The organism is Collinsella aerofaciens (assembly GCF_009876115.1).
Taxonomy (GTDB): Bacteria; Actinomycetota; Coriobacteriia; order Coriobacteriales; family Coriobacteriaceae; genus Collinsella; species Collinsella aerofaciens_N.
In genome coordinates, this window is record NZ_WWSY01000004.1 from 67,133 (window position 1) to 79,214 (window position 12,082).

General features: G+C 47.2%; 9 protein-coding genes. 1 reads left to right on the forward strand and 8 read right to left on the reverse strand.

All coding sequences use genetic code 11. The annotated features are described in order from the left end of the window. Positions 1 to 69: 69 nt before the first annotated feature. From GT571_RS03765 to rfbA, 3 genes are all read right to left on the reverse strand, one after another. Positions 70 to 1,044: a hypothetical protein gene (locus GT571_RS03765; RefSeq protein ID WP_161155558.1), complete on the reverse strand. Its 975-nt coding sequence runs from the start codon at positions 1,042 to 1,044 to the stop codon at positions 70 to 72. A gap of 9 nt (positions 1,045 to 1,053) precedes the next feature. Then, positions 1,054 to 1,491 carry a DUF4869 domain-containing protein gene (locus GT571_RS03770; RefSeq protein ID WP_035138697.1) on the reverse strand — a complete coding sequence of 146 codons (438 nt, stop codon included), beginning with the start codon at positions 1,489 to 1,491 and terminating at the stop codon, positions 1,054 to 1,056. 95 nt (positions 1,492 to 1,586) lie between these two features. Continuing rightward, complete coding sequence (gene rfbA / locus GT571_RS03775; protein WP_161155560.1) at positions 1,587 to 2,486, reverse strand: glucose-1-phosphate thymidylyltransferase RfbA; 900 nt, start codon at positions 2,484 to 2,486, stop codon at positions 1,587 to 1,589. Positions 2,487 to 2,655: 169 nt separating this feature from the next. Here rfbA and GT571_RS03780 point away from each other — a divergent pair, with 169 nt between their 5' ends. Beyond that, a complete protein-coding gene (locus GT571_RS03780; protein WP_124786117.1) occupies positions 2,656 to 5,127 on the forward strand; it encodes a glycosyltransferase family 2 protein in 2,472 nt (823 codons plus the stop codon). A gap of 191 nt (positions 5,128 to 5,318) precedes the next feature. On the opposite strand, the gene GT571_RS03785 is transcribed toward GT571_RS03780, so the two are convergent. The 5 genes from GT571_RS03785 to GT571_RS03805 form a co-directional block, all read right to left on the reverse strand. Then, complete coding sequence (locus tag GT571_RS03785) at positions 5,319 to 7,166, reverse strand: N-acetylmuramoyl-L-alanine amidase family protein (protein WP_117786520.1); 1,848 nt, start codon at positions 7,164 to 7,166, stop codon at positions 5,319 to 5,321. A 258-nt stretch (positions 7,167 to 7,424) separates the two neighbouring features. Beyond that, positions 7,425 to 7,778, reverse strand: a complete 354-nt coding sequence (locus GT571_RS03790; protein WP_117786521.1) for a DUF2304 domain-containing protein — start codon at positions 7,776 to 7,778, stop codon at positions 7,425 to 7,427. Next, positions 7,778 to 8,509 carry a glycosyltransferase family 2 protein gene (locus tag GT571_RS03795; RefSeq protein WP_229025531.1) on the reverse strand — a complete coding sequence of 244 codons (732 nt, stop codon included), beginning with the start codon at positions 8,507 to 8,509 and terminating at the stop codon, positions 7,778 to 7,780. The genes GT571_RS03790 and GT571_RS03795 overlap by 1 nt, the downstream gene beginning before the upstream one ends. A 330-nt stretch (positions 8,510 to 8,839) precedes the next feature. Continuing rightward, positions 8,840 to 10,816, reverse strand: coding sequence for a DUF2142 domain-containing protein (locus GT571_RS03800; RefSeq protein ID WP_161155562.1), 1,977 nt, complete (start codon positions 10,814 to 10,816; stop codon positions 8,840 to 8,842). A 112-nt stretch (positions 10,817 to 10,928) separates the two neighbouring features. Next, complete coding sequence (locus tag GT571_RS03805; RefSeq protein WP_161155564.1) at positions 10,929 to 12,074, reverse strand: glycosyltransferase family 4 protein; 1,146 nt, start codon at positions 12,072 to 12,074, stop codon at positions 10,929 to 10,931. Between the last annotated feature and the right edge of the window lie 8 nt (positions 12,075 to 12,082).

A 12,082-nucleotide genomic window follows, 5' to 3' on the forward strand; every position in this document is an offset into this window, starting at 1 on the left:
CCAATCTGAAGCAAGTACAGCTTCTTTAGTATGCCGCAGGAAGTGACGCCGCGGCACTATTCAACAAAACTATCGGACATTTCGGCATGCGATAAGAGCCATGACCTTCGCAGAATTACTTCCCCTACAAAACGCCTCCGGAATGCAGTCTTTGTCGTACCGGAAGACCGAATTCCCAGTTTTATCGCGTAAGTACTTATAGAAGAAGTCTTCCCAGCTTTTAAACTTCTCACTGTTTACAAAGGCTTCTGGGGTTTCCAAAACCGCCTTAACATCTAACCTTGAAATTACGCCAGAGCTCAGCAGAAGCCACTCGAATGACTCGGGAAGACAAACCGTAACAGTATCGCGATGAATGTCTTGCAGCTTAAGGACGCGGTCCGCATGGCACCCAAATGCCGCTCCGTCCGCGACAACAAACACGCGATCGTCGAAATGCTGATCCAACCAGCCCAAAATCGCGCTGTTCGTCATGGCCGAAGCGCAGGTAAGCTCACTGTCAGCGAAATGCCGTTCAAAGAACTGGAAACCAGACTTACTGTCCTCGCATAGAAGGATAGAAAAGTCCTGTTTTGGCGCCGCCCGGGAAATAGCATAACGATGATTCCCGCGATCTTGATAAACAGGGACGAAAGAATGGTATTTTCCGCTCGTCTTAATCTTGTAAATCTCATCCACGCTATACGGAAGATTGGGGAAATCAGCCCTTGAGATCAGCACGAAATAATTCGAGGAATACAGCACATGATGGGCAAACTCATCAGAATGGATCTCTTTTAAGCCCTCATCGACAAATACAATCGAGTCATGAACGGACGAAAGCTGGTTTCGCCAATCATAATCGGTCAGGGCGACACAGGGACAATCGCATTGCAAGGAAACGCCCGACTGCTCGCCCGTTCGCATGTAGTCTGCGACCATGTCAAACAGCGTCGTCTTACCCGTGCCGCTATCGCCACGCACAATAGTGATGTTCCGCTTGATGGTAAATGTGTACTTGGTTCCCCTACGGCGGGAAATCTTAACGAGATGCGAACCGTTCATAAGCAGCACCTACAGATACGGAATCGACTCGTGAATCAATTCGGCCATGTTATGAACGATTCGGCCGCTGTTCACGACTTTGATTTTAAAATCCTCGCGACCAAAGTCCATCACATGATAGAGATTCACAACGAGCTTGCGGTCTTTCGCCATGTCGAGAATCCACTTGGCACAGTTGTCACCACAAGTAGAAGCGTTAAAAATATGCTTACGATCAAATCTCATAAGCAGCAGCGTTTTCACGCCACCAGAAAGCTGGAGTGGGGAGATGGATCCAAGCACAGGGCTTTCGATGACGTTTTCGGAGACAACAACCGATCGATCGACATCTTTAATTATCGAGACTGCATAGGGATCCGTAATCCAAGAAGACCGGTAAGAGTTTTTGAAATATGTCGCTGTGTTGTAAATCGCTTCTGGCATATCGCCAAAGTAGACGCTTAACACATCCACTCCCAATCATATTGTCTTTATGGTCAACGTAATCATAACGAAAGGGGCCACCAGATAAACGGTGGCCCCTGAAAGAAAACAAGCTTGCGCTAGTACTCGCGCGGGCTGTTGACGATCTCGCCGGCGGCGACCTTCTTCAGGTGCTGCCCGTAGACCGACTTGCCGTAGGCCTTGGCCGCCTCCTCGAGCTCGGCGGTCGTGATCCAGCCGTTCTCCCAGGCGATCTCCTCGGGGACGGACACGGGCAGGTCCTGGGAGTGCTCCACGGCGCGGACGAACTCCGCGGCCTCGTGCAGGCTCTCCATGGTGCCGGTGTCCAGCCACGCGTAGCCGCGGCCGAGGGTCACGACGGACAGCGTCCCCTCCTCCAGGTACATCTGGTTGAGCGTGGTGATCTCCAGCTCGCCGCGCGCGGAGGGCCTCACCTCGTGCGCCTTGGCGGCCACGTCGCCCGGGTAGAAGTACAGGCCGGTGACGGCGTAGGAGCTCTTGGGCTCCGCGGGCTTCTCCTCGATGGACACGGCCCTGCCCTCGCCGTCGAACTCAACGACGCCGAAGCGCTCGGGGTCGTCCACGTGGTAGCCGAAGACCGTGGCCCTCCCCGACTCGGCGTTCTGGACGGCGCGCGTCAGGTGGCGCGACAGGCCGTTGCCGTAGAAGATGTTGTCGCCGAGCACGAGGGCGCACGGCTCGCCGTCGATGAATTCCTCGCCGATGGTGAAGGCCTGCGCCAGGCCGTCGGGGCTCGGCTGCTCGGCGTAGGAGAGGTTCACGCCGTAGCGCGAGCCGTCCCCGAGCAGGCGCTCGAAGTTGGGGAGGTCGGTCGGCGTGGAGATGACCAGGATGTCCCGGATGCCCGCCAGCATGAGGGTGGACAGCGGGTAGTAGATCATGGGCTTGTCGTAGACCGGCAGCAGCTGCTTGGAGGTCACGAGCGTGAGCGGGTACAGGCGCGTGCCGGACCCGCCGGCGAGGATGATGCCTTTCATAGAATTCCTCTCAGTTGACAATCGTTAGGCAAAAGCTGCTAATTGCAAACAACGATTAGACAAACATATTTATTAAAATTATATGCGCCAGCAGCGGCTTCCTCCTCATTCTCTTTAAAACGGACAGTAGAAACACGTAACTCTTTCTGCATTTATCGCGAGGTAGGAAATGAATAAGTACAATGAGCAGTGTCCAACAAACGAAAGGCAAACAATGCGAGTCGAAACAACCGGAGTATGCAGAGGAAACTGGAAAATCTACCAGCAGCTTAAAATAGAAGGCATCCATGAAGGCTCCAGCATAAAAGCTCAAGCGGCAACGGTTGACGACCGCCGTTTACCTTTGTCTCTTCTAAAATTCAAGGACAATAACGGCGAATCAGACTCATACGTTCTTGTAATCCCCGACCCCGACACCCGATCCATTAAAGTTGAGTTTAGCGAAATCGGCAAAGACGGTCGTAACCTGAGCAGCGACTCCCTTTCGCTCAATTGCAAGAACATCAAATGGGAGTCGCGTCTTAACTACAAAATTAAACCTGACATGTGCAGCAAACTCAGAAATTACGATGACGTTTCAGAGTTTGAGATGGCGACGATTGATTTTTGGCAGTGCATCGAAGATTCAAACGAGTATATCCTGAGGTGCACGGTTAGAACACCGTACCGCAACGACTCGCAAATCAAACTTCGCTGCCTCGATCGGTTCCTCAATGAGGTTGAGCTGAGCATAGTCAACTTCGGCTCAAATGTAACGAGTGTTGGATTTACATCCGAGAAAAAACAACTTGAAACACAGCTCTCGATCCGCATGCCAAAGGCGTTTGATCGTTACTACTTTATAATTGGCGATCAAAATCACCCTTCATTCAGTGCATTCGACTGCTTAACGCCTGATAAATTAGGCTTGCTTCTTGAGGAGACCAACTTCCTCTTTACCCATGCGCAGTTTGACCCTGAATACCCCGAATGGTTTACAGAGCATAAGGCAACCATTGGCGCACTGGAGAAGCAGAGAAAAATCGTCTTCAATAGCGCTCCGAAATTCAGCATCATTGTCCCTCTTTACAACACGCCCATTTCGTTTTTTAACGATATGGTCGAATCCGTAAAAAACCAGTCTTATGCAAACTGGGAGCTCCTCCTAGTTAATGCAAGCCCTGACAATCAGGAACTAAAGGCTCGCGTTGAGCAGGAAACAGCCCGCGACAACAGAATTAAGTCAATTAATCTTACCGAAAATAAGGGTATTTCCGAAAACACAAACGCAGGCGTTGCCGTAGCTTCGGGCGATTTCGTTAGCTTCTTTGACCATGACGACATTCTTGAACCGGACTTGTTGTTCTCATATGCCGAGGCAATTGAAAACAATAATGGCGTCGATCTTCTTTATTGTGATGAAGATAAACTCATGCCCGATGGAAAGTTAGCGCAGCCGTTCTTTAAGCCGGATTTCAATATCGATCTGCTCAGAAACAATAACTATATCTGCCACATGCTTACCATCCGTAAGTCCCTGCTAGACACTCTAGAGCCGAACACAAAAGAGTTCGATGGAGCACAGGATCATAATCTGACTCTCCGCGCCGTGGAAAAGGCAAGGAAAGTTCATCATGTTGCGAAGGTTCTATACCACTGGCGCCTAAGCGAGACCTCCACCGCAGCAAATGCCGATAGCAAGCCGTATGCCACTATCGCAGGTATCAAAGCGGTCCAGAGTCATTTGGACAGGCTTGGGCTCAATGCGAAGGTCGAACAAGCGCGTCGTCCCTTTACATATAAAGTAACCTACGCTGTGCCAGATTCCCACCCACTCGTGTCAATTATCATCCCGACTAAAGACCACGCCGACATTCTGAACAACTGCATTACATCAATTGTTGAGAAATCAACGTACGACAATTACGAGCTCGTCATAATCGAAAACAACAGCACAGAAAAGGTGACGTTCGATTATTACGATAAGTTGCAAGCAAAATATCCTGACATCGTTCGTCTTGTAACTTGGGAACACGAATTCAATTTCTCCAAGCTCATGAACTTTGGCGTTGCTCACGCCAAGGGCGACTATCTCTTGCTATTGAATAACGATACTGAGGTAATTACGCCCAATTGGATCGAGACCATGCTTGGCATCTGCGCACGTGAGGATGTTGGCGCAGTCGGTGCAAAACTCTACTATCCCGACAACACCATTCAGCACGCGGGCCTATGCGTCACTGGCGGCGTGGCGGGACATCTTTGCCAGAGCATGCCAAGGAATAATTGGGGCTACTTTGCACTCAACGATGCGCAACAAGACTTCAGCGCTGTCACTGCAGCTTGCATAATGACCAAGCGTAGCGAATATGAGAAAGTCGGAGGTTTCACCGAAGAGCTTCAAGTTGCATTTAATGATGTTGACTTTTGCTTAAAGCTACGCGAGATTAACGACCTGATCGTATACACGCCCGAAGTCGAGCTCTATCACTACGAGTCGATTTCTAGAGGCGTTGAAAACAATACGGAAAAGCAGATTCGGTTCCACAAAGAAGTCGCATACATGAATTATCGCTGGGCAAAATACTATGTCGAAGGCGATCCGTACATTAACCCAAATTTCAGCGTGGGAGAACCCGGAAATCGCTACTATCATTTATAAAGTGTTAGCTTAATTCTGCGCTTTCTAATTTTAACCTTATTAAAATGCGACTAATAGATAAGGGAATCGAGGGTCAACCCTCGATTCCCTTACTATGAATAATTGCATTCCATACATGATATACAGTTAAGAAGCGTTTGTGATTCGATACACAAGCAGGCGTTGATTCCGCATGCTGGCCAGAATCCGCATCATTCCAAAGGCGTATTTAAAACCCAGCCCCACTGTGGTATAGCGGTAGTGTGGTAGTAGTTCAGCCACCAAGCAAGTGATGTTGTCCTGATGTAACCGATGTTATCCATAACCATACCGTTTCCGATATAAATAGCAATATGGCCCCAGCGGGCACCAGCACTTGTATGAGTATGCGTAGGGACCGCAACGATCATTCCAACTTTAAGCTGAGATATATCTCGGCTGTAACACCAATTCCAGAACATGTCGCATGCGTCGCCGTTGGGATATGACCCCAGCACGGGGTAAAACACATGGCTAACCCACTCCGAGCACAGTCCCGCCCCAGGAGAAGGAACGCTATGGCAACGATTAACGATCTGGGACTGCAAGGAGGCGCGCGCGGAGTGCTCAGGCTCCACCCAAGCACCTGAGGCATTAAAGAAATACTCGGAGTCTCCAATTCTGTTCCAGCCATTTACCATTTGTCCAGAAGACATAAGGTAGTACCACGTTCCATCATCATCGAGGAACCAGCCAGTATTCATAGCTCCGGATTCGTTGTCGAGGTGATACCACCTACCGTCAATGAATCGCCAACCGCGCTGCAGAACCCCATCTGAGTCTGTGTAAAACCACACCTGTGCAGCTGAGGACCAATACCAGCCAGCGACAGGCTTTCCCTCGGGATCCCTGAGCTTAATTCCACCCGCGCCGTCCTTGACGCCCGAAAGCACAATCGCACCACTGCTGCACGCATAATATACGTTTTCATCTTGTGAGAAGACCCAAGTGTTGCACTTTAATGCACCGCCGCTATCCGGATCCAAATAATAAATGGAGCCATTTACAGTTTGAAATCCTTCCAGCATGGCGCCATTATTATTGGGGTCTAGCAAATACCAGCTAGAACCATTGTAAAACCACCCGGTACGAATCTCTCCCGATGCGTTGGAGCAATACCATGCCCCATCGTTAATAAACCAACCGGAGCTCATAGAACCGGATTCGGAAAAATGATACAAAGAGCCGTTAACAAGCCTAAAGCCCGTAGCCATTAATCCAGAAGGCTCAAGCCAGTACCAAGTATTGCCAAGGAGTAACCACCCGGTCTGCATAGCGCCCGAACTGTCCAAATAGTACCAGCTATCATCAATTAAAACCCAGCCGGTCTTCATTGAACCCGATGTCTCGTCAAGGTAGAACCAGCGCCCACCGGTGGCAGCCCATCCCTTCAAATGTGCACAGGAGTTAGAAAATAAATGCCAGCCATCGTTCAAGTATTTCCAGCCAGTAGCTGCATAACCTTCGGAATCAAAATAATACTCCGCCCCTCTAATGGACAGAAAACAGTTTGACGGCCAACCACCAGCCTCATATCTCCACCACCATTTACCGTTTTGGTAGGCCCAAGAACCAGGAAGAGCGATGTTATTATCAGAGGAACGAACGATCTGGAACGACAGTTGAGAGGTAACGCCGGCGTAATTCCCTAGCCCATTCACTCTTATAGTGGCGCAGCCAGGGGCAACATTATCTGAATACGTGACTTCATAATCGATTCCGCTTGCTAGCACAGAACCGCTGGCAGTCAAAACAGAGACATCAGGAGTAATCACATCGCCAGTATATTCATATATCGACGAATCGATAGATGCTTTGAAATTATCGGAATCCAAAGTCAAACGATCGCTACCTGATGTCCCAAATGCTTCCTGACCCGATTGAACCAAAGAGCCATCAGTGCCTTCAGCCACGCAATCTTCAGTTAATGAAAATGCGATTGCGGGCCATAAAAGAGAGATGAAACAAATAGATGTTAGACAAACCACACTGATTAAACTCAGATGTCGATTTTTCATCATTTTTCTCTTCTCGCCAAATCAAATTAACCTTTGAATATCCAGATGCAGTCGACCCAGAGATGCAGTTCCCAAATTAATTAATATGCAAGACAACTCGCTTGATACGTTGCACCAGATAAAACGATAAGACACTCAACATAGGGATTGTCTATTTGTTAGACAATCCACAACCAGCAGTCGAGCGCGATCAATGGTGCACAAACTTAGGAGCCCTAATGAGGGATAGCCGAAGGAACTGAATCAAACCATGTATTGAGCTCATTCATGATCAGACCTTTTCTCAAGCTCTTTTTCGAGCAGGGCAATCCTATGAGTAAGGTTTTTGATCGCCAAAACATGACGACTCGCGGCAACGCTAAGAGACAGAGAGATTGCAAGCAACAGCACGATTGCACCCAAAAAAAGGAAATTGGCCGGGTTGACAAACCCAATAGCTGTTGAGCAACTATAAATAATCTGAGGACATAAATCACAGATCAAGGCCGCCATACACATCAAAATCCACAGCAAAGAGTACTTAAGAAGCATCTTTCCGTTGGACACGAGACGTAAAACATAGACGAGGAATCCGCCGAAAAAGAGGGCCGCACCAATCCTCAAAATAAGATTCATTATTTGTCTCCCCTATGAACCCAGCACACAAGGACAATGGCTAACGTAACCTTGACCATATAGTAGACGGAAGAGAAGCCCCCGATAGATGAACGTCCACCTTGGCGCTCATTCATCTTTACAGGCGCTTCCATAACGGGAAGACCAAGCTTCATAGCCAAAGCAATCGACTCTGGCTCCGGGTAGTCATCAGGATAACTCTTGCAGAACAGGTCGATAGCATCTTTATTGCAGGCCCTAAAGCCAGAAGTGGGATCGGTGACCACCTTACCCGTAAGCAACTCGAGCAAAAATGAAAGCCACCTGATTCCAACACGACGCATAAAAGTTGATTGAAAACCATCAGTCTCAACCAGAAATCGAGAGCCTATCGCCAAACTCGCACCGCTCTCAATCAGCTTTACAAGCTCAGGAATATAAGAAGGATCATGTTGGCCATCGCCGTCAACCTGAATGTCGATATCATAGCCAAATCTCTGGGCATATTTATGGCCCGCTTGGACCGCTCCACCGATACCAAGGTTCTGCGGCAAATCCAATATGTTGATACCATGCTCTCGACAAAGCTCAAGCGTTGTATCTTGTGAGCCGTCGTTGATTACGACATAGTCATAACCCGCAGCTTTTATAGCTGCAACGGTATTGAGAATGCACTCCTGTTCGTTATAGGCAGGAATTATTACGAGAACACGCAGATGTCCTTTTGAACATGTCGTTGAAGTAAAAGACAATCGAGATTCATCCATTCCAAAAACAGTTGGCTCTTAGCGACGCCCAAAGAATTTGCGACTCTTACAGTCCAACGCATAGCTTAACTCAGACTTAAGTTTACTGTATCCTGTCTAACCATTAGGAAGTTACATCTCAAGCTTAGATATTTAGCTTGCTCAACTAGGGCACACATGGGGTCCCCATCCATCACCGCAGGAAAAGGACCCTTTGCAGTTCTGCCTCAAATACGGGGCGCATGTCCTGAGCGAACCCTCAACGCCGTCCCATTCGATCCAATCGAATCCAACTAATTGCCCACTCCTACTATAACCATGACCTATATCGCGAATTTAGAAAAAACGGATATACAGAAGCTCGAACATCACAAAATACAGCAGCGCAAATGGAGCCCCGAGCATAAAGGCTGTAACTTTAGCCTTCACCTCCTCATCGCAGTAAATAGGGAACCTGAGCAATAGACAGGCAAAAGGTATTATCAAAGGTATGAGATATCGCGCTTGGACACCCGCAACTGTCTGGCTTCCAACTCCTGTAAAAGCGATGTATAGAGCCAAAGCAACTAGGTGGCAAGTAGCAAGAACCAGGAATAGAGTCCAAACAATTCCGCAACGGCTAAGCTTTATTTTAGTATCTTTTTCATTATCAATAATGCAAATAGCTTCAAACAGCATGATGGGGAGATACGAAAGCCATGGGAACAGATTAGACACGTCCCCAAGATAAGCCATATTCGTTGATATTGAATTGAGAAACGCCGGGGTCAGCATCGATCCAAAAACGAAATTCGAGATTACAGCTATAGTTCCAACTGGATTTGCAAGCACTCCCGTCGTTTGACCAGCCGTAGAGACTTCGGAGCCACCACGTGCATCAGAAATATTATTTACGACAGATGAGAAATATGGCGTCAAGAAAGATAGGATCATAATGGCACAAACGAATAGAGCAGTACCAATCAAGATACGTCTTTGCTTGCTTGAAACATATTTATTTGCAGGAATTAAAAGCGCAAGTCCAAATAAGGGAAAATAAATCGCTTTAGCTGCAAACCCGATTGCAAAAGATAGTAGAAATGCGAAGAACGTTTTAGCAGAAATATCCTCTTCAGAAATAAGCATCTTCAACAAAAGAGCTGTTCCTAGCAAACTGAACGATATCACACAGGGATCATACGAGTAACTGGCTGCCATTAACACAGCAGACGGGAACAACGCAATACAAGTGAAAAGACATTTTCTGCAAGGGGCTATACGAATTGCGATTCCGCAGATAACTGCATACGCAAACAAATTAAAAATTTTACCCAATGCAAATTTGATAGAGAATGGGAGATGAAGCAAGCGACCCAAACAAAGGCCGATAGATGAAGGAATATAGGCAATTTTAGAAAGAGCCACACTATCAAAACAATTAAAACGTTCGATACCTTCAGCTAAATCATTTTTATCAGCCTCTCTGACCAATTGCTCAACAGAGCCACGGTTAAACTCTCTTGTTTCATCTATTGGGTACTTACCCAAAGCTGCATCCAAACTAAAGCCGTCCCCCATATAAAACTGCTCGACTATCATTCGGTCAGAATTTGTTATTTCAGCATTTGTGAGGTAGGAAAAACTGTTTGCATTTCCATAGTGGACCTCATCATCCCATGTCAAAAAATTTGTAACGGGAAAGCAAATAATTACGGATAGACCAATTGAGACAATGCATGCGAAAGCGAACAGTTCGGGCTTCAGATAAGAAATGCCCCCATTAATAGCAATCAATCCGATCAAAACCGTAATGGGCAAAGCAGACGCGAACAACACCGTCTTTGACTTATCGAGCGGAATGCCAATAAAAGCGATAAAAACAGCAAAGCCAACAAAAACCGCCAAATAAAAGAAACACTTCTTAGCATCAGTTTTCTTAACCGAGGTTACGAAGCTCTTCATCAAGCCATAGCAAAGCTCAATTCCCTGGAACGCTAAAACTAAATGAAAGCATATAACCAGACCTGAGATATTCCATGCACCAAGACCGAAGGGGCCAAACGTCTTCGCGCCAGCCAATATGATGAAAACTAGCAGAAAGCTGCTGAGGATACTGGACGCGACGAGAACGGTTATCTGACGAATAGCATCACCGCTCGACTGTGATTTCGGTTGCAAATATAAGCACGCAACAGCAACGACATCGCAAAAGAGTTCAAGAATGAATAGATTTAAATTCTTATAGTGCAATGATGTCGCGACAGCTAACAAAAGAAGTCCCAGCCCAAAGATGGCAAGCGCGTACTCGCTTTTCTTAATTGCAGGATTATTCAAAACGTGCATCTCCAACTAAAGACAAAATCGAATAGGATAAGTCGACAATAACAAATTCGGGTCTTAGATCCAACTTCACTTAAAAGCTAAGTAAAAGCCAGCCAAGTATCACTTAGCAAATACAAAACGCCTTCTCGACATCTATAGCAGTGGCGTCCCAGCTATATCGATTTTCAACAAGGGCCCTAGAGTTTCGAGACTGTAGAGAAAGCAGCTTTCGATCATCAAAAAGCCTGCATAATGCCGAAACCACCTCATCAGATGACATGGACTGAATTATCGTGCCGTAGCTATCATCTGGAATAAGCTCGTGCGCGCCTCCCACATCTGTTACCACAGCAGGCGTTCCGCAAGCTGAAGCCTCAAGAAGTACCGTCGAAAAGCCTTCGGACCGAGTTGGAAGACAAAGCACATCTGCTTGCTGAAGTAAGGAGGAAATGTCCTCTGCGCTACATCTCCCAAGCCAAAACAAGTTCGACGAACAGGCTTCCTTGACTTCATTGGCCAGCGGACCATCCCCTGCAAGAACAAAACAAATATCACGCTTGGCAATATCCTTTGCGCGAGCTGCCTCAATAATTGAATAAATTCCCTTTTCAGGAATAAACCGCCCAACAAAAGCCACAACTAAAGATGATTGAGGGACACCTAATTCTGATCGGAAATCTCTACCCGAAGAGATGCTCCTATAAATTGAAGCATTGATTGAGTTCGATATTACGCCCTTTGCACCGATATTAAAATGCTGAAGCCATTCAACGCTTTTAGAAGAAATCCCATAGAAATCAGGTTCAAACGTCTTTACGCGATCAGTAATCCAATCCTCATATCGGCGCACAAAATAATCAAGGAATGGCTGATTGAAAGAAAGATACGCTGAACCATGGTCGAGAACGACGGCCCTAGTGTTATGATCCACAGCAAACTTCAGCCCTTCGAGTGAGAGGGGGAAAAGCCTCGTGTTGATAAGTACGCCGTCCCACTCATAATCATCAAGGCTTTGCAGGAGCCGGTAATAATCGCCGGTTTTTTTGGGAAGAGGAAGCCTTCCATCAAGCAATGAAATACATGGAAGCCGAATTATCTCGAGACCGTTTTCGACTGAATGACCGACTCCTACGCGCATTGAATCATTAGTAACGATAACCACCCTGTCGCCGCGGGCAGCTAGGGCATGAGCGAGACCATCGACAAAATTACCAATTCCACTAAGTTGCGGGTGATAATGATGGGTGAAAATACAAATAGAAGAACTCATTACATAAC

Coding starts and splice junctions, on each gene's coding strand:
- GT571_RS03780 (WP_124786117.1), top strand. CDS start 2,656: ATGAATAAGTACAATGAGCAGTGTCCAACAAACGAAAGGCAAACAATG.
- rfbA (WP_161155560.1), bottom strand. CDS start 2,486: ATGAAAGGCATCATCCTCGCCGGCGGGTCCGGCACGCGCCTGTACCCG.
- GT571_RS03765 (WP_161155558.1), bottom strand. CDS start 1,044: ATGAACGGTTCGCATCTCGTTAAGATTTCCCGCCGTAGGGGAACCAAG.
- GT571_RS03785 (WP_117786520.1), bottom strand. CDS start 7,166: ATGATGAAAAATCGACATCTGAGTTTAATCAGTGTGGTTTGTCTAACA.
- GT571_RS03805 (WP_161155564.1), bottom strand. CDS start 12,074: ATGAGTTCTTCTATTTGTATTTTCACCCATCATTATCACCCGCAACTT.
- GT571_RS03790 (WP_117786521.1), bottom strand. CDS start 7,778: ATGAATCTTATTTTGAGGATTGGTGCGGCCCTCTTTTTCGGCGGATTC.